Origin of the sequence: Flavobacterium sp., assembly GCF_027531705.1 — a bacterium.
In the GTDB taxonomy this organism is placed as follows: Bacteria; Bacteroidota; Bacteroidia; order Flavobacteriales; family Flavobacteriaceae; genus Flavobacterium.
The window spans coordinates 111,226-137,969 of the sequence record NZ_JAPZSP010000018.1; the positions used below are offsets into that span (position 1 = coordinate 111,226).

At 32.6% G+C, this 26,744-nt stretch carries 21 protein-coding genes; 11 read left to right on the plus strand and 10 right to left on the minus strand.

What is annotated here, in order from left to right:
* Window positions 1-5 precede the first annotated feature (5 nt).
* Window positions 6-569, minus strand: coding sequence for a hypothetical protein (locus tag O9267_RS06265; RefSeq protein ID WP_298177248.1), 564 nt, complete (start codon window positions 567-569; stop codon window positions 6-8).
* A gap of 114 nt (window positions 570-683) precedes the next feature.
* Between O9267_RS06265 and O9267_RS06270 the strand changes: the two genes are divergently transcribed.
* The 4 genes from O9267_RS06270 to O9267_RS06285 are packed head-to-tail and all read left to right on the plus strand — an operon-like array spanning window position 684 to window position 3,018.
* Window positions 684-938, plus strand: a complete 255-nt coding sequence (locus O9267_RS06270; RefSeq protein ID WP_298177250.1) for a DUF2683 family protein — start codon at window positions 684-686, stop codon at window positions 936-938.
* Window positions 914-1,195 carry a Txe/YoeB family addiction module toxin gene (locus tag O9267_RS06275; protein ID WP_298177252.1) on the plus strand — a complete coding sequence of 94 codons (282 nt, stop codon included), beginning with the start codon at window positions 914-916 and terminating at the stop codon, window positions 1,193-1,195. The genes O9267_RS06270 and O9267_RS06275 overlap by 25 nt, the downstream gene beginning before the upstream one ends.
* Before the next feature lies 1 nt (window position 1,196).
* Window positions 1,197-2,234, plus strand: coding sequence for a tetraacyldisaccharide 4'-kinase (lpxK, locus tag O9267_RS06280; RefSeq protein ID WP_298177254.1), 1,038 nt, complete (start codon window positions 1,197-1,199; stop codon window positions 2,232-2,234).
* Complete coding sequence (locus tag O9267_RS06285) at window positions 2,206-3,018, plus strand: purine-nucleoside phosphorylase (protein ID WP_298177256.1); 813 nt, start codon at window positions 2,206-2,208, stop codon at window positions 3,016-3,018. Before lpxK ends, O9267_RS06285 begins: the two co-directional genes overlap by 29 nt.
* Window positions 3,019-3,118: 100 nt before the next feature.
* On the opposite strand, the gene gap is transcribed toward O9267_RS06285, so the two are convergent.
* Together gap and lipA are read right to left on the minus strand one after the other, a co-directional pair.
* Complete coding sequence (gene gap, locus O9267_RS06290) at window positions 3,119-4,108, minus strand: type I glyceraldehyde-3-phosphate dehydrogenase (RefSeq protein ID WP_298177259.1); 990 nt, start codon at window positions 4,106-4,108, stop codon at window positions 3,119-3,121.
* A gap of 96 nt (window positions 4,109-4,204) precedes the next feature.
* Window positions 4,205-5,074: a lipoyl synthase gene (gene lipA, locus O9267_RS06295; RefSeq protein WP_298177260.1), complete on the minus strand. Its 870-nt coding sequence runs from the start codon at window positions 5,072-5,074 to the stop codon at window positions 4,205-4,207.
* 250 nt (window positions 5,075-5,324) lie between these two features.
* Between lipA and O9267_RS06300 the strand changes: the two genes are divergently transcribed.
* The 7 genes from O9267_RS06300 (at window position 5,325) to O9267_RS06330 (ending at window position 16,356) form a co-directional block, all read left to right on the plus strand.
* A complete protein-coding gene (locus O9267_RS06300; RefSeq protein ID WP_298177262.1) occupies window positions 5,325-6,134 on the plus strand; it encodes a hypothetical protein in 810 nt (269 codons plus the stop codon).
* A 224-nt stretch (window positions 6,135-6,358) separates the two neighbouring features.
* Complete coding sequence (gene cphA, locus O9267_RS06305) at window positions 6,359-8,983, plus strand: cyanophycin synthetase (protein WP_298177264.1); 2,625 nt, start codon at window positions 6,359-6,361, stop codon at window positions 8,981-8,983.
* A 68-nt stretch (window positions 8,984-9,051) separates the two neighbouring features.
* On the plus strand, window positions 9,052-9,510 hold the full coding sequence (locus O9267_RS06310; protein WP_298177266.1) for a DUF1569 domain-containing protein: 459 nt from the start codon (window positions 9,052-9,054) through the stop codon (window positions 9,508-9,510).
* A 36-nt stretch (window positions 9,511-9,546) separates the two neighbouring features.
* On the plus strand, window positions 9,547-10,899 hold the full coding sequence (locus tag O9267_RS06315) for a DUF2268 domain-containing putative Zn-dependent protease (RefSeq protein ID WP_298177268.1): 1,353 nt from the start codon (window positions 9,547-9,549) through the stop codon (window positions 10,897-10,899).
* A 112-nt stretch (window positions 10,900-11,011) separates the two neighbouring features.
* Window positions 11,012-12,874: a U32 family peptidase gene (locus tag O9267_RS06320; RefSeq protein ID WP_298177270.1), complete on the plus strand. Its 1,863-nt coding sequence runs from the start codon at window positions 11,012-11,014 to the stop codon at window positions 12,872-12,874.
* Between the two features lie 83 nt (window positions 12,875-12,957).
* Window positions 12,958-15,090, plus strand: coding sequence for a DPP IV N-terminal domain-containing protein (locus tag O9267_RS06325; protein WP_298177272.1), 2,133 nt, complete (start codon window positions 12,958-12,960; stop codon window positions 15,088-15,090).
* A gap of 309 nt (window positions 15,091-15,399) precedes the next feature.
* On the plus strand, window positions 15,400-16,356 hold the full coding sequence (locus tag O9267_RS06330; RefSeq protein WP_298177274.1) for a hypothetical protein: 957 nt from the start codon (window positions 15,400-15,402) through the stop codon (window positions 16,354-16,356).
* Between the two features lie 172 nt (window positions 16,357-16,528).
* On the opposite strand, the gene O9267_RS06335 is transcribed toward O9267_RS06330, so the two are convergent.
* From O9267_RS06335 to O9267_RS06365, 7 genes are all read right to left on the minus strand, one after another.
* Window positions 16,529-17,791, minus strand: coding sequence for an asparagine synthetase B (locus O9267_RS06335; protein ID WP_298177275.1), 1,263 nt, complete (start codon window positions 17,789-17,791; stop codon window positions 16,529-16,531).
* A 95-nt stretch (window positions 17,792-17,886) separates the two neighbouring features.
* On the minus strand, window positions 17,887-20,466 hold the full coding sequence (gene dnaB, locus O9267_RS06340; RefSeq protein WP_298177277.1) for a replicative DNA helicase: 2,580 nt from the start codon (window positions 20,464-20,466) through the stop codon (window positions 17,887-17,889).
* Window positions 20,467-20,607: 141 nt separating this feature from the next.
* A complete protein-coding gene (locus O9267_RS06345; RefSeq protein WP_298177279.1) occupies window positions 20,608-21,561 on the minus strand; it encodes an acetyl-CoA carboxylase carboxyltransferase subunit alpha in 954 nt (317 codons plus the stop codon).
* Between the two features lie 76 nt (window positions 21,562-21,637).
* Window positions 21,638-22,573 (minus strand): DMT family transporter, encoded by a 936-nt coding sequence (locus O9267_RS06350; protein WP_298177281.1) that lies wholly within the window; start codon window positions 22,571-22,573, stop codon window positions 21,638-21,640.
* Window positions 22,560-23,645, minus strand: coding sequence for an LptF/LptG family permease (locus O9267_RS06355; RefSeq protein ID WP_298177284.1), 1,086 nt, complete (start codon window positions 23,643-23,645; stop codon window positions 22,560-22,562). The genes O9267_RS06350 and O9267_RS06355 overlap by 14 nt, the downstream gene beginning before the upstream one ends.
* Window positions 23,646-23,784: 139 nt before the next feature.
* Window positions 23,785-24,915: a tRNA guanosine(34) transglycosylase Tgt gene (gene tgt, locus O9267_RS06360; RefSeq protein WP_298177285.1), complete on the minus strand. Its 1,131-nt coding sequence runs from the start codon at window positions 24,913-24,915 to the stop codon at window positions 23,785-23,787.
* Window positions 24,916-25,124: 209 nt separating this feature from the next.
* On the minus strand, window positions 25,125-26,666 hold the full coding sequence (locus O9267_RS06365) for an acyl-CoA carboxylase subunit beta (RefSeq protein ID WP_298177287.1): 1,542 nt from the start codon (window positions 26,664-26,666) through the stop codon (window positions 25,125-25,127).
* Between the last annotated feature and the right edge of the window lie 78 nt (window positions 26,667-26,744).

A 26,744-nucleotide genomic window follows, 5' to 3' on the forward strand; every position in this document is an offset into this window, starting at 1 on the left:
ATCTTTTAAGTTGCCCATTCATTCAAAATCTCTTTTATTTCCCATTTAGAATTGATGTTTTCCAATACTAAAAAACAACCATAATTATGTTCAATATTTCGATAAAGAGTGATTTTTACTAAGCAATATTTTTTTTCAAAATAAATTGGTTTATTGGCAATTAATAGACGCTGATTGTTATCATTAAATCGTTTTGATACTTTTTGGAATTCTTCTAGCGACAAACAATTATTGACTTTGCTCTTCAAATACTGATTTTCTGTTGCAAAAAGGGTTGCCAAATCATTTGACCAATTCTCGGCTTTTTTAATGCTAATCTGTTTTTTAATTTCAACTGAATTCTTTTTTAGAATTTCATTTTTAGTAATTACTTCAAAAAACTCCTCGTTGTTTTGTGCTTTTTCACAATAAAAACTTAAGAGTTGTAATCGCTCTTTAACAATTACTTTTTCTTTAGAATAGTATTTAGCTAAAATCACTTTTAGTATTGCAGCATCATTTTTTTCTTGTGAAAATACAACTTGAGAGCTAAGAAGAAGAAAAACTATTAATTTAAAACAAAGCTTCATTTTTCAAATTTAATTACTTTTCAAAGATAGTAAAATGTTGGATTATCAATTCAAATTGAAAAGGAATTAATATTGCACGATTTTTGTATATTTGTAATTCAAAATTATTAGGATATGACTACTTTAACTATAAAAATAAACGAGCGTTCCAAAAAAGGCAAAGCTTTTCTTGAGTTTGCCAAGACATTTTTTGATGAAGGAAAAGATGTTGAAATAATTGAATCTGATTCAAAAGCTGTAAAAAAAGAAAAAAGTATATATAGTGAAGCTTTTATTAAAAAAATTAAAAAAGCTGAAGAAAATATCAAAAACGGTAATTGCATAACTATTGATCCTAACGATGTATGGGGAAGTTTAGGGTTAAAGTAACTAAAATTGCTCAAAAAGATATTGAAAAGCATTTAAAATCAGGAAATAAAGTTTCCATTAGAGCAATTGATAAAATTCTGGAAGATCTTTTAGAAAACCCTTATGAAGGTTATGGAAATCCTGAGGCATTGAAATATGAATATTCTGGTTATTGGTCTAGAAAAATTAATCAGAAAGATAGATTGATATATAGAATTGATGAAGATATAGTAACCGTTTTTGTTATCTCTGCAATGGGACATTACTCAGATAAATAAGATGAAGTTCCTACGAAAAATCCTTTTCCCATTTTCCATTTTATACGGATTGATAACTGCTATCAGGAATTTTCTTTTTGATAAAGGAATTCTAAAATCGTATTCGTTTGATATACCAATTATTGCAGTTGGAAATCTTAGCGTTGGTGGCACTGGAAAAACACCTCAAATTGAATATTTAATCCGATTGCTTTCGCCAAATTATAAAATGGCAACGTTAAGTCGTGGTTACAAACGAAAATCTGAAGGTTTTGTTATAGCAAATTCAACTTCGACTGCAGAAATTTTGGGCGATGAACCGTTTCAAATACATCAAAAATTCCCTGAAATAAAAGTAGCGGTCGACGCCAATAGAAAAAATGGCATTGAACAATTATTGAATTTGGAAGACAAACCCGATGTGATTTTGCTAGACGATGCGTTTCAGCACCGAAAAGTGAAAGCTGGGTTTTATATTTTGTTAACGGCTTATGATGATTTGTTTTGCGATGACTATATGTTGCCAACAGGAAATCTTCGCGAAAGCAGAAATGGCGCCAATCGTGCCGATGTGATAATTGTCACGAAATGTCCCAAAGATTTATCGGAAATTGCACAAGAAAATATAAGAAGAAAATTGAGGTTCTTCCTTCGTCAGAATGACAATGTTGAAAGGTTATTTTTCAGTTATATAGATTATGATGATAAAGTTTATAATGAACTAGAAAGTAAAAAGGTTGAAGAAATAAAGCGTGATGCTAAATTACTTTTGGCTGGAATTGCAAAACCTGAACCGTTTTTCGGATATTTGCAGACTGAAAAAGACGAAACGTTGGTTTATCCTGATCATCATTTTTTTACAGAAAAAGATTTAATAGAAATACAAAATAAAGCAAATAACAAGTTGATTATCACTACTGAAAAGGATTATGTTAGGTTAAAAAACAGCCATTTAAAATCACTTTTCTATTTACCAATCAAAAGTAGTTTTGTTGCAAGCAGTGATAATTTTGACAAAAACATAACAAATTATGTGGGAACAAGTACAAGAAACCGTTAATTATATCAAAGAAAAAACAGGTTTTACACCAGAATACGGTGTGATTTTAGGTTCAGGATTGGGCAGTTTTACTGATGATATCAAGATTGAACATACATTGCCTTATACCGAAATTCCAAATTTTCCTGTTTCGACTGTGCAAGGTCATAAAGGTGCGTTGGTTTTTGGAACTATTGGCGATAAAAAAGTGGTGGCTATGCAAGGTCGTTTTCATTTTTATGAAGGCTACGACATGAAACAAGTTACTTTTCCGGTTAGAGTGATGAAATATCTTGGTGTGACCAAATTGGTAGTATCAAATGCTTCTGGTGGTGTGAATCCGAGTTATAAAGTAGGTTCGATTGTGATTATTAAAGATCATATCAATATGATGCCAGAACATCCTTTGCATGGGAAAAACGACGAACGTTTTGGACCAAGATTTGTCAATATGAGCGAACCTTATAGCAAAGCTATGATGGCTAAAGCCAAAAGTCTGGCTGCAGAAAATAATGTAACTGTTCACGACGGTATTTACCTTGGTTTGCAAGGTCCAACTTTTGAAACCTTAGCCGAATACAAAATGGTGAAAATTTTAGGAGCCGATTGTGTTGGAATGTCAACAGTTCCCGAAGTTATTGTGGCTCGACATATGGAAATGGAATGCTTCGGACTTTCTGTAATTACTGATATGGGCGACGAAGAAAACATTGAAGAAGTAAACCATGCCGAAGTTTTAAAAGCTGCTCAAAAAGCCGAACCTCATGTTCGATTGCTTATTAGAGAGTTGATTAAAAACTACTAATTTAGTAGCGATACAAAACCTAAATAGCCCCGATTGGAGTGGCACGAAGTAGAGCGGAAAGCGGGAAAATGGATTTTAAAAAAGCCCAAGCCATTCGCTCCTACTTATTTATGTATTGAATCAAATCAATAATTCGGCTCGAATAACCTATTTCGTTGTCGTACCAGCCAACTACTTTTACCATTTTGTCAATAACCGATGTGAGTTGTGCATCAAAAAGGCATGAGTTTTTATTTCCTATAATATCTACCGAAACTATTGGGTCTTCGGTGTAATCTAGAATTCCTTTTAAGTTGGTTTGCGATGCTTTTTGGAAAGCAGTATTAATTTCTTCAATTGTCACGGCGCGTTTAACGTTGAAAGTAATATCGGTCAACGAACCATCTGGAACGGGAACACGAATGCCACAACCACCTATTTTTCCTTCCATTTCTGGAAATATTTTGGTCAATGCTTTAGCAGCACCAGTTGTTGTTGGCACAATTGATTGACTTGCGCCACGTGCTCTTCGCAAATCTTTATGCGGTTGATCGTGCAAACTTTGATCGGTTGTGTACGAGTGAACGGTTGTAATATACGCTTGTTCGATACCGCAAAGTTCGTTAATCACTTTTATCATCGGAGCAGCGTTATTGGTCGTACAACTCGCGTTGGAAACAATTGTTTCGCTACCATCGAGAATGTGTTCGTTTACGCCCAAAACCACTGTTTTGATTTCTTCCACTTCGGATGGCGCAGATAGGATTACTTTTTTAGCACCCGAAATAATATGCTGATTGATTTCTTCAAAAGTTTTAAACTTTCCAGTTGATTCAATAACAATATCGATATTTTCCCAATTCAGATTTGAAATCTCTTTTTGATGAAAAAACAAATACTTTTTACCATCTACAATAATATGATTGTCATCAAAAGTGACATCGTAAGGTAAAACACCGTGAATGCTATCGTATTTTATAAGATGTGCCATCGTGCGATTGTCAGCAATATCATTTATCGCCACAACTTCAATAGTCGGATGATTGAGAAGCAATCTGAAAAGATTTCGTCCAATGCGCCCAAAACCATTAATAGCAATTTTTATCTTCAAGTTTAAAAGTTTAGAGGTTTAAAAGTTTAAAAGTTAGAGAAGTCTTATAAACTCATAAACTTATTTTGGAATTTGTTTTTTGTTTTTTGGAATTTTTTAAAGAATGTGTTTTTCAGCATGATAACTCGAACGCACCAAAGCGCCACTTTCTACATGACGGAATCCCATTTCTTTTCCTAGTTTTTCGTATTTTTCAAATTGCTCTGGCGTTATGAATTCTTTTACTGGCAAATGTTTTTTACTTGGTTGCAAATACTGACCAATAGTAATAATGTCAACATTTTGATTGCGAATATCTTGCATGGTTTCGATAACTTCGGCTTCAGTTTCTCCCAAACCTAACATGATTCCCGATTTGGTTCTACGGATTCCTTGTGCTTTCAAATAGCGTAAAACTTCCAAACTTTTATCATATTTAGCTTGAATTCTTACTTCACGAGTTAATCTGCGAACGGTTTCTATGTTATGAGAAACAACTTCGGGATTTGCTTTTATAATACGATCAATATTTCTAGTATTTCCTTGAAAATCTGGAATTAGTGTTTCAAGTGTTGTAGAAGGATTCATTCTTCTAATAGCATTTACTGTTTCTAACCAAATAATAGATCCCATATCTTTTAGGTCGTCTCGGTCAACACTTGTAATTACAGCATGTTTTATTTTCATTAGCTTTATAGAGCGAGCAACTTTTTCAGGTTCTGCCCAATCAACATCTTCAGGACGACCTGTTTTTACGCCACAAAATCCACATGAACGTGTGCAGATATTGCCCAAAATCATAAACGTTGCAGTTCCTTCGCCCCAACATTCTCCCATATTTGGACAACTTCCCGATGTACAAATGGTGTTCAGTTGGTATTTGTCAACCAATCCGCGAAGTTCAGTGTATTTTTGACCAATAGGCAATTTTACTTTCAGCCATTTTGGTTTTCCAATCGGAAGTGTATTTTCAGTAACGGTTTCCATTTTAAAAAAATTGAAAGGCAAAGATAGTATATTGAAAATACTTTTTTTCTAAAATATTGCTAAAAGAAGCTCCATAAATTTTTCAAAATTAGAGAAGCTACATTAACTCAATATTATGTAACTATTTTCTAACAACTATTATTTATATAGTTGTATTACAAACAATTAATAATATCATAATTTAAAAAATAGAAGTTGAAATCATAATGAGAATAACTTTGTGTCATTATTAATTTAAACAATCTTAATTATGAAAAAAATTATTTTTTACGCTTTAACACTAAGCGTATTTGTTTTCGGACAAGCATTTGCTCAAACAGTTGCTGAGCAAAATTTAACATTAGCTGTTCAATCTGCTGAAAATGTTAAGCAAGACATTGCGACTGCTAGAGTTGCAATAAATCAATTGGTAAAACAATTAAAAGTTATTGGAAATCCAAACGCAGTGTACTTTGCAAATGTTATGACAGAAACCAATGATTCTAAAGAAGCAAATGCTAATGATGTTGACTCTTACGTTGCTACTGCACAATCAAATTCTTCAATAGCTTTCTCTACAGCTCCAATTAATGTTTTGACAGTAAAAATTCTTCAACAAAATGATGTAATTTACTCTTTGACTAACCAAATTGTTGCTGCAATTACTTCAGGAAATAATACTTTAGCTTTAAACTTGGTTTCACCTTTAAGATCTGCACTTACTAAACAAGTAAATTTTTCAAATAGTATCATTACAAATATTCAACAGTTGCAAGTATTATTAAAAACATATAATGTGTGTTTAAAACTTGTTGATTCTCAAGGAAATCAAGCTATTGATGGAGGTTTTGGAGCTCAAAATACTGTAACTGGTGAAATTTTTTATCCAGGCGACCCGAATGCACAGGATTATGGTTATGGAAACTGTTTTGTTAATTTACCAGTTGGGACTTATGAATTTTTCTCTTATCCATCTCAAGGAAGTTTATGTGGAACAGGAAGTCTGACAGTAACATTGTCTAACAGTCTTGTAAATAGTAATGGAATTGTAGAAATTAATTTGGTTACTTGGTGTGAATAAAAATATAGGTAATAGTTTTTTGTTTGTGAAGAGAGGTCGTTTTATAACGGTCTCTTTTTTTTTGCAAACTATAGAATTGTAATCAATCCCTTGAAAATCAATATAACTATAATGAAATGAATAAAAAAAGTATTTTTTCTCATAAAAAATGTTTCAGAATAATAAATATTTTCTATTTTTAACAAATTCATTACAATCATTACAAAACGAAATACCTTTAGAATATGAAGATTGATAAAATTCAAGCGTTACGTGGACCAAATATTTGGAGTGTACAAAGAAAAAAGCTAATCCAAATGCGATTAGATTTAGAAGATTTAGAAGAACGTCCAACCAACAAAATTGAAGGTTTCCGTGAGCGTATTGAAGCAATGTTTCCTACAATGATTGAACATCGTTGTTCCGAAGGTTGTCGTGGTGGATTCTTTTCTCGTGTTGATAGAGGAACTTGGATGGGACACGTTATTGAGCACATCGCTTTAGAAATTCAAACCCTTGCCGGAATGGAAACCGGTTTTGGAAGAACTCGTGAAACCAAAACTCCCGGAATTTATAACGTAGTTTTTAGTTACACCGAAGAAAATGTTGGTTTGTATGCAGCAGAAGCATCAGTAAGAATCGCCGAAGCATTAATTGCAGGAACTGACTATAATCCAGAAGTTGATATTCAAAAAATGCGTGAAATTCGTGAACGAGTTAGACTTGGACCTTCAACAGGAAGTATTGTTGAAGAAGCGGTTGCAAGAGATATTCCATGGATTCGTTTGGGAACGAATTCATTAGTACAATTAGGATATGGTGTTAATCAAATGCGTTTTCAGGCAACAATTACTTGTAAAACGAGTAGCATTGCTGTAGATATTGCCTGTAATAAAGAGCAAACTAAAAAAATGTTAGATGCAGCATCCATTCCAGTCGCAAGTGGTGGAATTTGTGTTGACGAAGAAGATTTAGAAGCAGTTGTAAAGAAAATTGGTTATCCAATCGTTTTAAAACCATTAGATGGAAATCATGGAAAAGGTGCGTCAATCAATGTAAAAACTTGGGAAGATGCAGTTTCTGGTCTTGCTTATGCAAAAAAATACAGTCATCGAATTATTGTAGAAAAATTTATTACAGGTTACGATTTTAGAGTTTTAATTATTGACAATAAATTAGTTGCAGCCGCAAAAAGAGAACCAGCACACGTAAAAGGTGACGGAAAACAAAACATCCAACAATTAATAGACGAAACTAATCTTGATCCAAAACGTGGTTATGGTCACGAAAATGTACTTACACAAATTGATGTTGATAGAGATACAACCGATTTATTAGAAAAATTAGGATATACTCTAGAAACCGTACCAAGAAAAGATGAAGTGGTTTATCTAAAATCAACTGCTAATTTAAGTACTGGTGGAACTTCTGTTGACGTAACAGATATGATGCATCCAGAAAATATTTTCCTTTGCGAAAGAATTTCTCGTGTTATCGGATTGGATATTTGTGGAGTTGATATTATGGCGGAAAACTTGACTCAACCACTAAAAGAAACAGGTGGATGTATTCTTGAAGTAAATGCTGCACCAGGTTTCCGTATGCACTTAGCGCCAAGCGAAGGTTTACCTAGAAACGTAGCAGCTCCAGTAATTGATATGCTTTATCCTCCAGGAAAACCAAGTCGTATACCAATAATCGCCGTTACAGGAACTAATGGAAAAACTACCACTACACGTTTAATGGCGCATATTGTAAAAAATAATGGCTATCGTGTAGGTTTCACAACATCTGATGGGATTTATATTCAAAACCATTTGATGGAAAAAGGCGACACTACAGGACCAATTTCTGCCGAATATATTTTAAAAGATCCAACGGTTGAATTTGCAGTTCTTGAAACAGCTCGTGGTGGAATTCTTCGTGCCGGTTTAGGTTTCAGCCGCTGCGATATCGGAATTATTACCAACATTCAAGAAGACCATTTAGGATTATCTGATATTCATACTTTAGACGATTTAGCTCGTGTAAAAGCAACTGTTGTTCGCAGCATCAAAAAAGATGGTTGGGCCATTTTAAATGCTGAAGATGATCAATGTTTGAAAATTGCAAACGAATTAAATTGCAACGTAGCGTATTTCGCAATGGATGAAAACAATCCAAAAGTGAAACAATTTGCTAAAGAAGGAAAAATTGTAGCGGTTTACGAAAACGGATTCATCACCATCAAAAAAGGCGAATGGAAAATTCGTGTGGAAAGAGCAACCCACGTTCCGTTAACAATGGGTGGAAAAGCTAAATTTATGATTGCCAATGTTTTGGCAGCCACTTTAGCAGCTTATTTACAAGGATTCAAAACAGAAGATATTAGTTTGTCATTGCAAACATTCATTCCAAGTGCGGCGCAAACGCCTGGAAGAATGAATATTTTCGAATTCAAAAAATTCAAAGTATTAATTGATTTTGCTCACAATCCTGCAGGATATAAAGGTGTTGAAGAATATTTAAGCAGTGTTGAAGCTACCAAAAAAATCGGAATTATTGCAGGTGTTGGTGATAGACGTGACGAAGATATTAAAGAATGTGGAATGATTGCTGGTAGAATGTTTGACCATATTATTATTCGTCAAGAAAAATATTTACGTGGTAGAACCGAACAAGAAATTATCGATATAATTCTTTCAGGAATAAAAGAATCTGGCAGAAAAGTTACACACGAAGTAATTCCGTTAGAAACCGAAGCAATTAAACACGCTATTGACCATGCTGAAGACGGAAGTTACATCACAGCATTAAGCGATGTGGTTACCAATGCCATCAATATTGTTCAAGAATATTTAGACAAAGAACAAGAAGAAGGAAATGTTTAAACCTAAATTTCAATACATAAATCCCAAATTCCAATCGGTTTTTGGGATTTTTTTTATAATTTTATTCCATGCAAAATTTACAAAACCTCATTTCCCAGCTAGAATCTAAAATTCCTTTTTACGAAAAGGCAAATTCTTCAATTTCGAATTCCACAGTTGGTTGGCAAATTGAACATAGTTTGAAAACTATTTATCAAATTGTTTTAGCTGTTAAAAACTCTAATCCGCAAGAGTATCGATGGAAATTAAATAAAAGTAAATTGTTTATTTCAATTTTAGGTTTTATTCCAAGAGGCAAAGCCAAAGCTCCAAAAGTAGTTCTACCTGATGAAAATATAACCAAAGAATCACTATTATCAAGTTTACAAAAAGTAAAATCAGTACTTCAAGAATGGGATTCGTTTGATAAAAATTGTTATTTTCCGCATCCTTATTTTGGAAATTTGAATAAAAAATCAACGGAATGGTTTTTAAAATTACATACCAATCATCATTTGAAAATTGTAAATGATATATGTAACAAATAGTAAAAAAAATTGTCTTTCAGATAAATACAACTAATCATGAAAAAATATTTTTTATTAATCGTCTCTTCTTTATCTTTTTTATTTGGATTTAGCCAATCGCAAAAAATAGTAATGGATGATGTTGACCGATTTTGGATTGCATTTGATAGCGTTAAAGCACAAACTAGTAAAGAGAAAAAAATAGCCATTATGAAACGCCTTTACTTTGATAAAGGTTCCGAAGGTTTAAAAGCATTTGTTGAAGAACGTCATGCCTCACCAGAAATTTTAGTAGAATTAATTGAGAAATTGCCTAGCTATTGGGAAACACTTCGCCCAAGAATGAGACTTTTAAAACTTAAAAAACAAGAGCTTGAAACTCAAATTTTAAACTTCAAAAAAATATATCCTGATTTAAAAGATTCTAAAATCTATTTCCTAATTGGAAGAATTAATTCAGGTGGAACAACTCAAAAAGACAAAGTTTTAATTGGTACCGAAATTGCACTTGGCGATAAATCCGTTAGTACATCAGATTTTGAGGACAATTGGTTGCGAGAAATTTTTGACGCATCCGATGATACTAGATTGGTAAGTTTAAATATTCATGAATATGTGCACACACAACAAAAATTAGAAAACGAGAATAAAACTAATTTACTAGGAAATGCAATATTAGAAGGCACATGCGATTTCGTTGCAGAAATAGTCTGCGGAAGTTATCCAACAAATTACATTCCTTTTTATCAAAAAAATGAATTAGAAATTTGGTCTGTATTTTACAATGAAATGAACGGAAAAGCAAAATCAAATTGGATTGGAACAGGTGGAAATCCACTCTTGCCATGTTCAGATTTGGGCTATGCTGTTGGTTATACCATTTGTAAATATTATTACAATAATGCAAAAGATAAAAAACTAGCCGTTAAAGAAATCATTGAATTAGATTACGAAAATGCTAATGTTGTAGCTGATTTTTTAAGAAAATCAGGCTATGAAAAACATTTGAAATCAATTGGATTTAAGCCAAACAATAAAAAAACAATTGAAGGATTTACTCAAAACAAAGAAACTGTAACTTTCATTTTCGATTTATCGAATAAAATTGTTGGTAATGGAAATAATGGTTCTAAAATTTTCACAAAAGAAGAACTTGAAACTATTAAATCAATAAATGTCGCTGGAGATTTCAACAAGTGGGATTTCAAAAATCCAGAATTCAAACTTACTAAAACCAGTAATAATTCTTATCAAATTACAATTCCAAAAAGTAAAATTGGCGCAAAAGACTACAAAGGTTATTTCAAATTTGTAATTGATGAACAATATTGGATTGAACCTCAATTTAAAACCACCAATAAAGGTTCAGCCGATGGAAATTCAACAAATTTATTTTTAGTAGTTAATTAAATTTTAATCCATCGATAGTTCATAGTAATAGTTTTTATAAAAATTTAATTTAGCATTAGATTTCTCAGATAAATGTAAGACCTTTGCACACTTTTATTTAAGGACTTAATACATGAAGAAGAAAATAGAAATTCTTGCTCCTGCAAAAGATTTAATTCACGGAATGGCTGCTATAAATGCCGGTGCCGATGCAGTTTATATTGGCGCGCCACAGTTTGGAGCTCGTTCTAACGCTACCAATTCTATTGAAGATGTAGCAGAATTAGTTAAATATGCCCATTTATTCAATGCTCAAGTTTTTGTTGTAATCAATACTATATTATACGACAACGAATTAGAAACTTGTAGAAAAATGATTTTCGAATTGTATGATATTGGTGTTGACGCACTTATCGTTCAAGATATGGCAATCATGGAAATGGATTTGCCTCCAATAGTTCTTCACGCGAGTACACAAGCTAATAATCGTGACGCAGATAAAATAAAGTTCCTAAAAGATGCTGGAATGAAACGTGTGGTTTTGGCTCGTGAATTGAATTTGCATCAAATAAAAGAAATTAGTGAAGCAAGCGATGTTGAATTAGAATTCTTCGTAACTGGTGCATTGTGCGTTTCTTTCAGCGGAAACTGTTATATGAGTGTTGCCAATGGTGAACGTTCTGCCAATCGTGGCTCGTGTGCGCAAAACTGTCGTTTGCCTTATAATTTAATTGATGGTCACGGCGATACTTTAATCAAGAATAGTCATTTACTATCTATAAAAGATTTTGATGTTTCCGATCAAATTCCGAATCTTATTGAAGCTGGAGTTATTTCATTTAAAATTGAAGGACGATTGAAAGATATCGTTTATGTCAAAAATAATGTGTCTTATTTACGTCAGAGATTAGATGCTTTTCTAGAACAAAATGGCGATAAATATCAAAAAGCTTCATCTGGAAAATGTACTTACACTTTTGAATCTTCATTAGATAAAAGTTTCAATCGTGGTTATACTGACTATTTTGTAAACGAAAGACATCAAGCCATTGGTTCTTGGGAAAGTCCAAAATCAAAAGGTCAATACATTGGAAAACTAATTAAAACGGTTGGGAATTCTTATGAAATTGAAAACGGACATTTATTAAATAATGGCGATGGACTTTGTTTCATAAACGAAAACAACGAAGCCGACGGAATTTATGTAAATCGTGCTGAAAATGGATTTGTCTATCCAAATGTTCTAAAAGAAATTAAAGACGGAACTTTCATTTATAGAAATAACGATGCTGCTTTTATCAAAATTGTAGAACGGGAAGACAGTGCCGTTAGAAAAATTAGTACTTCTTTATTATTATTTGAGAACGAAAATGGTTTCGAATTAACTGCAACTGATGAAGACGGAAATGTAAGTTCAGTAACCTTAGTTCATCCAAAAGAAACTACTAAAAATAACGAATCGATAGAAGAAAATTTCAAAATAAACTTAGCGAAAACTGGTTTTACGCCTTATGTTGCCGATGAAATAAGTGTTGTTTTCTCTCAAAATTGGTTCCTTCCTATTTCAAAAATCAATGAAATGCGAAGAACAGTATTCGAACAATTATCCGAAATTAGATTAGCAAATTACCATAGAGAGGAACATCAATTGGTAAAAACATCACATCCTTATCCAGAAACCAAATTGGATTTTATGTATAATGTTGCCAATAAATTAGCTAGAAAATTCTACGAACGTCATGGTGTAACCGAAATTGAAAAAGCATTCGAATTGCAATGGGATCCTGGAAAATCTCGTGTAATGACTACCAAATATTGCATCAAATACGAACTAGAAAAATGTCCAAAATACCATAAAGATACTATGGAAACCAAGCTAAAAGAACCATTAGTTTTGAAACAAGGTGAGTTGGAATACAAACTAAAATTCAATTGTAAACCATGCGAAATGGAAATTTGGGAAAAAGATGCTGAATTTGAAATCGAAGAAGATTAACAAATTGTAACAAAGGATAATGGTTTTAGTCTAACTAACATTATCCTTTTTTTATAACTTTACCACAACAAACAAAATACATTATGAACAAAAAAATTATACTATTCTTTAGTTTATTTATTGCGTTTACTTCTCAAGCGCAATTGAAAAAAATCACTCTAGAAGACGGCGTTTTACAACAAGGAAGAAAATTTGGAGCTGATAAATTAACTGGTTTTCAATGGATTCCGAACACTAACAAATATGTTTATTACACAGATGCTTGGACCAAAATGATGTCGGCTACAACAACCGATTCAAAAGCTTCTGAATTAGCAACTTTATCCGAAATCAATTCAGCTTTAGGAACTAAATTGAGAAATTTCTCTGGTGTTGAATGGATAGATGCTTCAACTATTTTAGTTTCAGAAAATGGAAAATATTATACTTATTCTTTGACTTCAAAATCGGGAAAAAGTATTCAAGAAACTGCTGAAACTGCCGAAAATCAAACATTTGATAAAGCAAAACAAAACTTAGCATTTACTGAAGGAAACAATTTATTTTTCTTCAATAAAAACAAAGAAAAGATTACTGTAACTAATGAAAGTAACAAAGGAATTGTTTCGGGACAAACTATTTCTAGAAACGAATTTGGAATTTCAGGTGGAATATTTTGGTCGCCAAAATATTCTTATTTAGCTTTTTACCAAAAAGACGAGACAGAAGTTGCCGATTATCCATTATTAGACATTAATGAAACACCAGGAAAATTAGTTTCAATAAAATATCCTATGATTGGTCAAAAATCGGAAAAACCTAGAGTTGGAATTTACAATCTTTCAACTGGAAAAACGGTTTTCATTAAACCAAAAAACAATGCTGATGATTATTTAACCAATCTTTCTTGGACGCCAGACGAAAAATATGTTTTGATTGCCGAATTAAACCGTGGTCAAAATGATATGTGTTTGAATGTTTACGATGCCAATTCGGGAGCATTTGTTAGAACTATTTTAAACGAAACTAGCGACAAATGGGTTGAACCAGAACACGATGCCTTTTTTCCAAATGAAAAATCAAACAACTTCGTTTGGCATAGCGAAAAAGATGGTTTTCAAAATTTATACTACTACTCTATCGATGGAAAATTGATTAAAAAATTGACAAATAACAAATTTCCAGCAAGAGAAATCATTAGTGCAAATACAGCTGGAACCGAAATTTATTTTAAAGCAACTGGTGCTAATCCTACCAATATGTTGGTTTACAAAGTTGATTTAAAAGGAAAACAAACCCTGATTACCAAAGACGAAGGCGTTCATAATGTAGCCATTTCTTCTGATTATAATTGGATTTTTGATGAATTTTCTAATCATTCAACACCTTCAAAATCATTGTTGTATAACAAAAGTTTAAAAGCTACCACATTGTTAGAAAGCAAAAACAAATACGACGGTTACGAAATGGGAACAGCCGAAATCAAAACAATAAAAGCAGCCGATGGAACAACCGATTTATACACAAGATTAATTAAACCAAGCAATTTTGATCCTAACAAAAAATACCCAGTTATGGTGTATGTTTATGGCGGACCACATGCGCAAATGATTACCAATTCCTATTTGGATGGCGCCAATTTGTGGATGTATTGGATGGCAGAACAAGGTTATTTAGTATTTACAGTTGACAATCGCGGTTCTGACAATCGCGGATTTGCTTTTGAAAGTGTGATTCATGGAAAATGTGGAACTAACGAAATTGAAGACCAAATAAAAGGTGTAGACTATTTAAAATCATTGCCTTATGTTGATGGAAATCGTTTAGCTGTCCACGGTTGGAGTTATGGCGGATTCATGACGAGTTCGTTAATGCTTAGAAAACCAGATGCTTTCAAAGTGGGTGTTGCCGGCGGACCAGTGGTTGACTGGAAATGGTACGAAGTAATGTACGGCGAAAGATATATGGACACGCCAGCTGAAAACCAAAAAGGTTTTGACGAAGCAAGCGTTCTAAATTATGTAAAAGATTTGAAAGGAAAACTGCTCCTCATTCACGGAACTAGCGATGATGTTGTGGTGGAACAACACAATTTAGCATTGGTTAAAAAATTCGTAGAAGCTGGCAAACAAGTCGATTTTTTCCCTTACCCAATGCACAAACACAATGTGACTGGAAAAGACAGAGTACACTTGATGACCAAAGTTTTGAACTATATAATTGATAATAATAAATAGTTTTTTTAGAAGCTAATCCTACTATCCGCTCTATCTTTTCTTTTTTAAAGAAAAAAAGAAAAGGATGCCGCTCCAAACACGAAGTGTTCACCGAACACCAATAAAAAATAAAAGCCTCAGTGAGGTAATCAGGGCTAATGAACCCCAAATTCCAATACAACTATAGTGGAATTTGGGGTTTTTAATTTAAACTCAATAAACATTTTTACTTATATTTGTTATTGACTGACTTGTAAATACTAGAAAATCATATAATTTATGGTTTGTATAAATGAGTTAGCGATAATTATAACGAAAATCAAGAATCAAATGCAATCAATAGATTATAATAAAGAAACAAATAAAATTTACTTTTTTGAAAATTGGATTATATCGGTTTTTACAATTGATATGAAGTTTATAAATGAAATTAAACTAAATATTAATTTTTCTGGAATCGAAAAAATTACTCATTTCAAATATATAATAGTAAATAATTCATTTGAAATAATTTGCAGAGATTATCATAATATACAATGTTTTCTCTTTGACATAAATGGTCATAATATTTTACAGAAAACATTATCAAATAATAGAAAAGAAATATTGTTGAATTTAAACAATGACAATTTTATTGAAGTTTTTTTTACAGATGAACATCATAGCTATGATGCTAATTGTAAATTTTATAAAGACAATAAAGAAATTTTAAGTAGTGATTTACATGATGAGTTGGAAAAAATAGAAAAAGACTGGTATGGATATGAATATATAGAATGTTTAAAAAGCACAAATGTATCAAATCAATTTTCTTTTATTACTGTTCATGCTAATTATGGGGTACAAGGTGTAAAAATATATCAAATCAATTCCTTATCAAATTTGGACTTATTATATGATATGGATGATTTAGACTTTGATGGAGCTTTCCATAATTTGACTTTTAATTCAAAAGGTGAAAAGTTTATTTTGCTTCTCTATGAAAGAGATAAGAATTTAAATGATTACATTTCTATCTGTGAATATTCAATTGATAACAACAAAAAACCGAATATAATATTCAAAACTGATTTTGGATATTGGGAATATAATGAACTTTTCACTCATTATTTAACTGATACAGTTCTGTGCATAGTGAGAAATTCCGATATAATATTGTTTGATTTAGTTACTGGAAAGGCTAAGGAAATTTTAAATAGAGACTTGAATTCTATTTATTTCGTAGATTTCAATATTTTAATTTACCAAATAAACAAAAAAATGATAGTAACTCAATACCAATATTAACTACCGCTAACAGGTGTTCGGCAAGATTGCGTATTTTGTGGTAAATTCACGTTTACGTTTCGCAAGAAATATTATCTTTAACAGAAAAAAATCAGTTCCGAAGTTTACAACTGACGAGAAGCGGCGAAACATTCAAATTTCAGTAGAACTATTAGAAATTATCTAAAATATTCTACGTTTTCTGCTTTTTCTTTTTAGCAGCAGGAAATAAAACATTATTCAAAATCAAACGAAATCCTGGCGAAGTTGGATGCAAGTCTAAAACAGTTGGCTCATCACCTACTCTATGCTGGTAATCTTCAGGATCATGACCACCAAAAAAAGTAAAGAACCCTTTTCCTTTTTGACCATGAATATAGCGAGCTTCACCATTCAACTCGTTTTCACCCAAAACCAACACATTCGATTTGATTAATTCTCTTTCAAAAGCGGTACTTTGTCCCATAAATCCTTTTACCAAAGAAGTATGATTTTGACACAACATACTCGGAATCACATCCCATTTAGCTGAAAAATCCATCAAAGTGAAATAATCTTTCTCCATAGGAAGTTTTCTTTTTTCGGTCATATCAATATCTGAAAACTCATAATGTTCGGGTTTTCTATCCAAAATATAATCCTTGAAAGCAAATGTTCTAGAATAGTCAATTTTGGATTGGTAACTGGCTTCACTTGGATCGCCGTCAAACATAGGTTCGCAAATATCAACACCTTCGGCAGAAAGCGCAATATCAAAACTATCGGTTGCCGAGCACATGGCAAACATAAAACCGCCACCAATTACAAAATCACGAATTTTTTTGGCAACAGCCAGTTTTTCCTCTGAAACTTTGGAATAACCAAGTTTTGCTGCTAAAGCTTCTGCATCTCTTTTCTGTTCGATATACCAAGGTGCATTTCTATAAGCACCAAAAAACTTTCCGTATTGACCAGTAAAATCTTCGTGGTGCAAGTGCAACCAATCGTATAAAAGCAATTGATCCGACAATACTTCTTCGTCATATATTGGCGTGAATGGAATTTCGGCATACGTCAAAACCATCGTTACAGCATCATCCCAAGGTTGTTTTCCTTTTGGAGTGTAGACAGCAACTTTTGGTGCTTTTTCTAACACAACTGTTTCCATATTTTGCGATGGTGACGAAATATCTTCGAGAATTACGTTGGCTTCACTATCAGAAAGTATTTCAAAACTTACACCTCTAATTTGGCATTCTTTTCTAATTTCGGGTGCATCTGGCAATAAGAAAGAACCACCACGATAGTTCAACAACCAACTGGCTTTGTATTGTTTATCCAAACACCAATACGTAATTCCGTATGCTTTTAGATGGTTTTTTTGAGAAACATCATCCATAGGCAACAAAATAAAATTTGCCTTTACAGAAAAGGAAATTAGTAAAAGGATTGCTAGTATTGATTTTTGAAATGCCATTCTATTCTTTTTATTTAAAACGGATGTGTCAAAGATACTAGATTTAATGTGAAGAAAAACATAAAAAATCCCGACGAATCGGGAAATTTATTTTTTTAAAACGGAACATCACTATCTTCATCGTTACTATTCAAATTGCTTCCGAAAGCTTCATTGGCAGAAGGAAGATTTTTAGTAATAAAAGGATTGTCGTCTTGTCCTAAATTCATTGTAGATGGCAAGTAGTCATCACCGCTATATTCGTCAAGATTATCGAATTTACCTAAGTTTCCAATAAACTTCAATCGGATATTTTCTAGTGAACCATTACGGTGTTTTGCGATGATAAATTCGGCTTGACCTTGCGTTGGTGATTGTTCTTCGTCATCCCATTCATCAATTTTATAATATTCTGGACGGTAAATAAATGAAACGATATCGGCATCTTGCTCAATCGCACCCGATTCACGTAAGTCTGAAAGTAATGGTCGTTTGCTCGAGCCACGTGTTTCAACCGCACGTGATAACTGTGATAATGCAATTACTGGCACACTCAACTCTTTTGCTAAAGCTTTTAAGTTTCGGGAAATTGTTGAGATTTCTTGTTCACGATTTCCGCCACCTTTTCCGTTGCTTCCGCCAGCTGTCATTAATTGAAGGTAATCGACTACTATCAATTTGATTCCGTATTGCGAAGCCAAACGTCTTGCTTTTGCTCTTAAATCAAAAATAGAAAGTGATGGTGTATCATCAATATATAAAGGTGCTTTTTCTAAGTTCTTAACTTTGATAGAAAGTTGTTCCCATTCGTGTTTTTCAAGTTTTCCAGTTCTTAATTTTTCGGAAGACAAACCAGTTTCAGAGGAAATTAAACGAGTAATCAACTGAACCGAAGACATCTCAAGCGAGAACAAAGCAACAGGATGTCCAAAATCGATAGCAATATTTCTTGCCATTGAAAGTACAAATGCGGTGTTGTGCGTTACTGTACAATCTTCAAGTAAAAACAAGCGATTCCCATCTATTTCAAATCCATAATAATCATCAACTTTGTCAAACTCTACTTTGATTCCAGTTACTTTCCAATCAACATTAGAACTCCATTCTCTTGCTTTTTTTCTTTCAACTTTTGTTGGAATATCGTTTAGGTTTCCAAAAATTCTTATTCTAAAAGCTTCACCTTCAAACCCTGTTGATTTTATAGAAGTTTTTTTCTTTTTTAAAGAAGTTCTAAAGCCTAATGAATCACAAAGAAATTTAATTTGATTTGCCAACTCTTCATTTTTTTGAACAATCTCAAAACAATTAAATTCATTAGTATAATACCCATCCGAATCAATAATTCCTGCTAATAATTGAAGCCTGTTTGCTGATGAGTTCACAAGGTATTTACTCGGAATATGCTTGTTTTTGAGTAAATTTAAAGTTCTCAATTCCGATTGAATACACGTAGTAAACTCTTCTGAAGTGAATTTATTTCTATTAACAATTGAATAATTTGTTGTTTTGTTTTCTTGATGGTATTCAACTAGTTCAGATTCTAATTTTTCGGCATATTGATTTAAATACTTAATAATTTCTTCATCAATATTAGTGATTCTTTGTGAATATGAATGCCCATCACCAAGCCATAATCCTAAGTAATACGGCTCTAAAGGCAATTCTTTTTCTTCAAATTCGACGGCGACTTTATACCCTTTATAATTAGACTTGAATTTATCAGATTTTTCTAAATACTCTTTTACAGTAATGTTTAGAACTTCGCCTTTTTTATGTTTTCCTTCATTTCTACTTCTTTTAAGAGACAGAATATGGCTTTCATTAACACGGTAAGACATTGCTTTGTTTTGGTGAATCCAAAACATTTTTTCTTGACCTCGAGCTATAGAAAGCACTTTGCGAGAAGTTGAATCATCACCCATAAGTAATTCTCCTTCAACGACATCTTCAACATTTTTTAAAGAACCATCGTACATCAAAACTTTAGTTCCTTTGCCAAGACATTTACCCATACCTGGACGAGCAGCAATAATAATCAAATCGGAAGGTTGCCAACCAGAAGTTACTTTATCTAATTTTTCAAAACCTGTTGCCACACCACTTAATCCTTCTTTGCTTGCAATTTCTTCAATTCGCTTTTTAGCTTGAATTACTAAACTTTGTGCTGTTTCAGAACTTCGTTTAATATTTCCTTGCGTAACTTCATATAATTTAGATTCGGCTTTATCCAATAAATCAAATACATCGGTAGTTTCATCATACGACTCTTCAATAATTTCAGATGAAATTTTGATTAAACTACGTTGAATATATTTTTGAAGAATAATTCGAGAGTGAAATTCGATATGCGCCGAAGACGATATTTTTTGCGTAAGCTGAATTAAATAAAAATCGCCACCAGCCAAATCAAGTTTTGCATTTTTTTTAAGTTGAGCCGAAACGGTTAATAAGTCGATTGGTTGCGTATCGGTAAATAACTGAACAATTGCTTCAAAAATATGTTTGTGAGCTTCTTTGTAAAATGCATCTGGTTGCAAAATATCAATCACCTCATCTACCCCTTTTTTATCAATCATCATAGCACCCAAAACAGCTTCCTCAAGATCTAATGCTTGTGGTGGTAATTTTCCTTTTTCTAGGTTGATAATTGTAGTTTTATCTACTTTAATTGGGTTGATATTTTTAAAACTTTCCATGTTGCTAAAGTAGTTCAAAAAATGAAAAAAATGAAAATGACTTGTGAGAAAAACATGTTAATAAAAACTTAAAACATGTTAACAAGACAAAAAAAATCCGAAGCGATAAGGCTTCGGATTAAGTATCTCAATTATAAGATTTTACTCTTTATATTCGCCCATTTTGCTGTATTTATCCATTCTTTGCGTGACTAATTCTGTTGTTGATAAGTCTTTTAATTCATTAAAAGCTTTCATAATATATTGTTCAACGGTTTTGAAAGTTGTAGGCTTATCATAATGAGCTCCTCCAAGTGGTTCAGGAATGATATCATCGACTAACTTTTGTTTTTTCATATCGGCAGAAGTTAGTTTTAATGCTTCAGCTGCTTGTTCTTTATATTCCCAACTTTTCCATAGAATAGACGAACAAGATTCTGGAGAAATTACAGAATACCAAGTGTTTTCCATCATTAAAACTCTATCTCCAACACCTATTCCTAATGCTCCACCAGAAGCACCTTCGCCAACGATAACACAGATAATAGGCACTTTAAGACGGCACATTTCTAGAATATTTCTAGCAATTGCTTCACCTTGTCCTCTTTCTTCTGCTTCCAATCCTGGATAAGCACCTGGTGTATCGATGAAAGTTACTACAGGAATTCCGAATTTTTCGGCCATTTTCATCAGTCGTAATGCTTTACGATATCCTTCAGGATTTGCCATTCCGAAGTTACGGTATTGACGCATTTTGGTGTTAATCCCTTTTTGTTGACCAATTAACATGAATGATTGACCGTCAATTTTACCCAATCCACCAATCATCGCTTTGTCATCTTTAAAACCTCTATCACCAAAAAGTTCTAAGAAAGTACCTTTTGTTAAAGTAGTGATATGTTCTAAAGTATAAGGACGATTAGGATGACGAGATAGTTGTACTCGTTGCCAAGCGGTTAAGTTTTTATATATTTTACGTTTGGTTTCTTCTAGTTTTTTCTCAATTTGTTTGCAGGTATTGGTAACATCTACATTTGATTCAAGCCCAATAACTTGACACTTATCTAATTGATCTTCAAGCTCTTTTATTGGCAATTCGAAGTCTAAATATTCCATAATAGTTTTGATTTAGTCGCTCTAGTTTGATTTACAAATATAAAATTTTATGTTTTACAAATGCTATTTTACTATATTAGTTATTCACTTTTTTGAGATTAAGAATTCCGTTGATAACTACCGAAGTGATTATGATAATGGCTCCAACATAGAACAAAGAATTCATTTGCTCTGATTCTGTGAAGATTAGTAATGCTAATACGATTCCGTAAATTGGTTCCATATTTATAGTTAGCATTACGGTATAAGGTGATAAAAATTTCATAACTTTTATTGAGGCAGAAAAAGCATAGGCTGTACAAACAGAAGCCAAAATAAATAACCAAAGTATATCAGATTTTGAAATGGAAAAGAAATTTTCAGAAAAACTATCAGTAAAAAACATATAAATTGAAAAGAAGCATAAGCCACCTAACAATTCATAAAACGAAATTACATTTGGGTTATGTTCTTTGGCTAATTTTCCATTAATTACTGAAAACAAAGCAGATAATAAGGCACTTGTTAAGGCTAACAATACGCCTGCTATTTTTACGTTAGGATCGCTAAAAACATTTTTGAAACTATTTACAAAACCGTATTTATCAATAATTTCGGCGAAAGCCACAAAATACAATCCTAAGATAACAAAAAGCCCTAAAAAAACATTAATCCAGTTTATTTTTTGTCGGTAAATTATTGGTTCTAAAAGTGATGCAAAAAAAGCACCCGTTGACAAACATGCCAATGTTATTGAAATATTCGACACTTTGATAGCTTCATAAAAAGTAAACCAGTGAGCGGCAATTACAATTCCTGAAAATAAAAAACTAAAAAAAGTATGAATTGAAATTTTTAACGATTCTCTTGAAAAAAGGAAATACAGCAACATAAATCCGAGAGCAAAAGCCATTCTGAACCAAACTAAATCAACAGCTTGCAAAGAAATAAGTTTGCCCAAAACGGCAGTAAATCCCCAAATGAAAACTATCAAATGAAGATGCAAATAACTTTTAAGATTATCGCTTTGCATTTCGTAAAAGGTAAATGGCTAAAATTCCGAAAACAAAATTTGGAATCCATACAGCAATTAGTGGTGGAATAGCAGATTCTTCGGCTAAAACCCCAAAAATTTTATCAAAAAATATGAAAGCAAACGCAAGTAAAATTCCGATGGCAAGATTAATTCCCATTCCGCCACGACGCTTCATGGAAGAAACTGCTACGGCTATAATTGTTAAAATAAAAGCTGAAACTGGAACACTATATTTTTTATAAAGAACAACCAAATAAACATTAATATTTGCAGAGCCACGTTCTCTTTCTTTATCAATAAATTTTATTAAATCAAATAAACTAAGCGTTTCAGCAACATAAACTAATGGAGTTAAATCTTCCAAGTCGAAGCTAAACTTTGCATTTTTTTCGTCAACTTTTTCAAGATTATCCTCTAATAGTCCGACTGTTCGCTTTATGTAATTGTACATAGTGTAAGTGCTGTCTTTGGGATTCCATTTTATTCTATCTGCCGAAATCTTGTATTCTAATTGGTCACCTTTGAACTTTTCGAGCGAAAAATTAAATGCCATTTTAGATTCGGCGTTAAAGTTACTTACATAAATATACTCATTATCACTAATTTGTCTGTACACATCTGAGTTTTCACGCATTTCACTTTGACCACCACCAATTAGATACATATACCTAAAATTTTTGAAACCAGCACTAGCTTTTGGAACCAAGAAAAGTCCCATTAACAAGGCGAAAATTGATATTATGGTAGCTCCAATGATGTAAGGTCTTAAGAATCTTGTGAAAGAAATTCCCGAACTCAACATGGCAATAATTTCGGTATTATTAGCTAGTTTTGAGGTAAACCAAATTATAGATAAAAATAAAAATATTGGAAAAAGAATATTGGCAAAATAAATGGTAAAATCAACATAGTAAGAAGCAATTGCGCTAAACGGAACTTTGTTTTCGAGCATTTTATTTACTTTTTCAGAAATATCAATTGTTATCCCAATAGGAATAAACAACAATATCATTACTGAAAATGTTGCTAAATATCTTTTAAGAATATATTTATCTAATATTGTTAGCATAGTTCTAGTTTAGGAGTCTCGAAGTTTAAGAGTTTAAAAGTTTAAGAGTTTAAGAGTTTAAGAGTTTAGGAAGATATTAAATTACTAAACTATTTTTAATCTATAAACCTTTTTTCTTCTTTTAAACTTCTAAACTTTTTTACAACCTTTGACTCATATTTTTAACCATCATTTCTTTCCATGTTCTGAAATCGCCTGCTAAGATATGTTTTCTTGCTTCACGAACCAACCACATATAAAAACCAAGGTTATGAATGGTTGCAATTTGTTTTCCCAAATATTCGTTGGCTGCAAAAAGATGTCTTAAGTAAGCCTTTGTATATTCGGTATCTACAAAAGTGATTCCCATTTCGTCAACTGGTGAAAAATCGGCTTCCCATTTTTTGTTTTTGATATTTATGGTACCGTTTGCTGTGAATAACATTCCGTTACGAGCATTACGAGTTGGCATTACACAATCGAACATATCTACTCCTAATGCAATATTTTCCAAAATATTAATTGGAGTTCCAACACCCATAAGATAACGTGGTTTATCTTTTGGTAGTATATCGCATACTACTTCTGTCATGGCGTACATTTCTTCGGCTGGTTCACCAACTGATAATCCACCAATTGCGTTTCCTTGTTGACCAGCGTTTGCTATATATTCTGCCGATTGGATTCTTAAATCTTTATAGGTGCTTCCTTGTACAATTGGGAAAAAAGTTTGGTCATAACCATATTTTACAGGAACTTTCTCCAAATGATTGATACATCTATCCAACCAACGATGCGTCATGTGCATAGAACGTTGTGCGTAACGAAAATCACATGGATAAGGCGTACATTCATCAAAAGCCATGATAATATCGGCACCAATGGTACGCTGAATTTCCATTACATTTTCGGGTGTAAAAAAGTGATAAGAACCATCTATATGCGATTTGAACTTTACACCTTCTTCTTTTATTTTTCTATTAGCCGAAAGCGAATACACTTGATATCCGCCCGAATCAGTCAAGATATTTCTATCCCAATTCATGAATTTGTGCAAACCACCCGCTTTTTCTAGAATTTCAGTTTGCGGACGCAAGTATAAATGATAGGTATTTCCTAAAATAATATCTGGATTAATTTCTTCTTTCAGTTCTCGTTGGTGAACACCTTTTACCGATGCTACCGTTCCAACTGGCATAAAAATTGGGGTTTCTATAACACCGTGATCGGTTGTGATTTTTCCTGCTCTGGCTTTGGAGTTTGGATCATTCTGTACTAAATCGAACTTCATATACTTTTTCTATCTGTCATTAATTTTCCCAAAAGGGTTTGCAAAGATAATTTATTTAACAAACTAAGAAATACTAATTAAAATATAAAATGAATTAAAGTTAAGTTAAATGCGATTAATCTTTGATTGAAGCTATTTTTAATTCAATTTCAATAAAAAAGCCTCACCTGTAATTAAACAAAATGAGGCTTGACCTAATATAAAAATAATTACAATGGAATGTTCCCGTGTTTACGTTTTGGTGTGTCTACCACTTTATTTTCAAGCATACTGAAAGCTTTTAGTAGTTTTCTTCGAGTATCTTTTGGCAAAATAACCTCATCAATAAAACCACGTTGCGCTGCTGTATATGGATTAGCAAATAATTCTGCATACTCTGCTTCTTTTTCTAATAATTTCGCAGCAGGATCGGCAGCTTCACTAATTTCTTTTTTGAAGATAATTTCTGATGCTCCCTTTGCTCCCATTACAGCAATTTCAGCACTTGGCCATGCAAAATTCATGTCAGCACCAATGTGTTTTGAATTCATTACATCATACGCTCCACCATAAGCTTTACGAGTAATTACGGTAACTCTTGGAACAGTTGCTTCACTGAATGCATATAATAATTTTGCTCCATGAACGATAATTCCATTCCATTCTTGATCGGTTCCAGGTAAGAATCCAGGAACATCTTCTAAAACTAATAATGGAATATTGAAACAATCGCAGAAACGAACAAATCTTGCTGCTTTAATTGAAGATTTTACATCCAAACAACCTGCTAAAAATTTAGGATTGTTTGCTACAATTCCTATGCTTCTTCCACCTAATCTTGCAAAACCAACAATGATATTTTCTGCGAAATCTTTATGAACTTCAAAGAAAGAATCTTCGTCGATGATGTTTTCAATTACATCATGCATATCATAAGGTTTGTTAGCATTATCAGGAACGATAGTATCTAATTTCTCGCGAACTTCTTCATTGGTTACGTAAGGTAATTTTGGCGTAGTTTCTCTGTTGTTTTGTGGCAAATAACTCAATAGTTTTTTGATGTCTTCCAAACATTCAATTCCGTTTGGAGAAGTAATATGTGCTACACCTGATTTAGTTGAATGTGTACTTGCACCACCTAATTCTTCTGATGTCACTTCTTCATTTGTTACCGTTTTAACAACGTTTGGTCCAGTAACAAACATGTAGCTATTTCCTTCTACCATCATAGTAAAATCGGTCATAGCAGGCGAATAAACTGCTCCACCAGCACATGGTCCCATAATAGCAGAAATCTGTGGAATTACACCACTAGATTGCACATTTCTGTAAAAAATATCGGCATAACCACCAAGCGAACGAACACCTTCTTGAATTCTTGCTCCTCCAGAATCGTTTAATCCAATCATTGGCGCACCACTTTTTAGAGCCATGTCCATTACTTTGCAGATTTTCTCAGCATGAGTTTCAGATAATGAACCTCCAAAAACAGTAAAATCTTGTGCAAAAACATACACTACTCTACCATTAATTGTTCCGTAACCTGTAACAACTCCATCGCCATAGACGATTTCTTTTTCCATTCCGAAATCGGTAGTTCTGTGTGTTACCAACATTCCAATTTCTTCAAAAGAACCTTCATCCATAAGATATTCCACGCGTTCACGAGCCGTTAATTTCTTTTTGGCATGATGCGACGCAATTCTTTTTTCGCCTCCACCTAATTTGGCTAAAGCTATTTTATCGTTTAATATTTTGATTTTATCTTCCATTTCTTTTTGTATAATGTATTATTGTAAATTGTATATTGTATATTTTAAGTTTCATTTATACAGTATACAATTTACAGT

Bases quoted from the DNA above. Each gene is read 5' to 3' on its own strand.
- O9267_RS06265 (WP_298177248.1), bottom strand. From the start codon at position 569: ATGAAGCTTTGTTTTAAATTAATAGTTTTTCTTCTTCTTAGCTCTCAA.
- O9267_RS06270 (WP_298177250.1), top strand. From the start codon at position 684: ATGACTACTTTAACTATAAAAATAAACGAGCGTTCCAAAAAAGGCAAA.
- O9267_RS06275 (WP_298177252.1), top strand. From the start codon at position 914: ATGGGGAAGTTTAGGGTTAAAGTAACTAAAATTGCTCAAAAAGATATT.
- lpxK (WP_298177254.1), top strand. From the start codon at position 1,197: ATGAAGTTCCTACGAAAAATCCTTTTCCCATTTTCCATTTTATACGGA.
- O9267_RS06285 (WP_298177256.1), top strand. From the start codon at position 2,206: ATGTGGGAACAAGTACAAGAAACCGTTAATTATATCAAAGAAAAAACA.
- lipA (WP_298177260.1), bottom strand. From the start codon at position 5,074: ATGGAAACCGTTACTGAAAATACACTTCCGATTGGAAAACCAAAATGG.
- O9267_RS06300 (WP_298177262.1), top strand. From the start codon at position 5,325: ATGAAAAAAATTATTTTTTACGCTTTAACACTAAGCGTATTTGTTTTC.
- cphA (WP_298177264.1), top strand. From the start codon at position 6,359: ATGAAGATTGATAAAATTCAAGCGTTACGTGGACCAAATATTTGGAGT.
- O9267_RS06310 (WP_298177266.1), top strand. From the start codon at position 9,052: ATGCAAAATTTACAAAACCTCATTTCCCAGCTAGAATCTAAAATTCCT.
- O9267_RS06315 (WP_298177268.1), top strand. From the start codon at position 9,547: ATGAAAAAATATTTTTTATTAATCGTCTCTTCTTTATCTTTTTTATTT.
- O9267_RS06320 (WP_298177270.1), top strand. From the start codon at position 11,012: ATGAAGAAGAAAATAGAAATTCTTGCTCCTGCAAAAGATTTAATTCAC.
- O9267_RS06325 (WP_298177272.1), top strand. From the start codon at position 12,958: ATGAACAAAAAAATTATACTATTCTTTAGTTTATTTATTGCGTTTACT.
- O9267_RS06330 (WP_298177274.1), top strand. From the start codon at position 15,400: ATGCAATCAATAGATTATAATAAAGAAACAAATAAAATTTACTTTTTT.
- O9267_RS06335 (WP_298177275.1), bottom strand. From the start codon at position 17,791: ATGGCATTTCAAAAATCAATACTAGCAATCCTTTTACTAATTTCCTTT.
- dnaB (WP_298177277.1), bottom strand. From the start codon at position 20,466: ATGGAAAGTTTTAAAAATATCAACCCAATTAAAGTAGATAAAACTACA.
- O9267_RS06345 (WP_298177279.1), bottom strand. From the start codon at position 21,561: ATGGAATATTTAGACTTCGAATTGCCAATAAAAGAGCTTGAAGATCAA.
- O9267_RS06350 (WP_298177281.1), bottom strand. From the start codon at position 22,573: ATGCAAAGCGATAATCTTAAAAGTTATTTGCATCTTCATTTGATAGTT.
- O9267_RS06355 (WP_298177284.1), bottom strand. From the start codon at position 23,645: ATGCTAACAATATTAGATAAATATATTCTTAAAAGATATTTAGCAACA.
- tgt (WP_298177285.1), bottom strand. From the start codon at position 24,915: ATGAAGTTCGATTTAGTACAGAATGATCCAAACTCCAAAGCCAGAGCA.
- O9267_RS06365 (WP_298177287.1), bottom strand. From the start codon at position 26,666: ATGGAAGATAAAATCAAAATATTAAACGATAAAATAGCTTTAGCCAAA.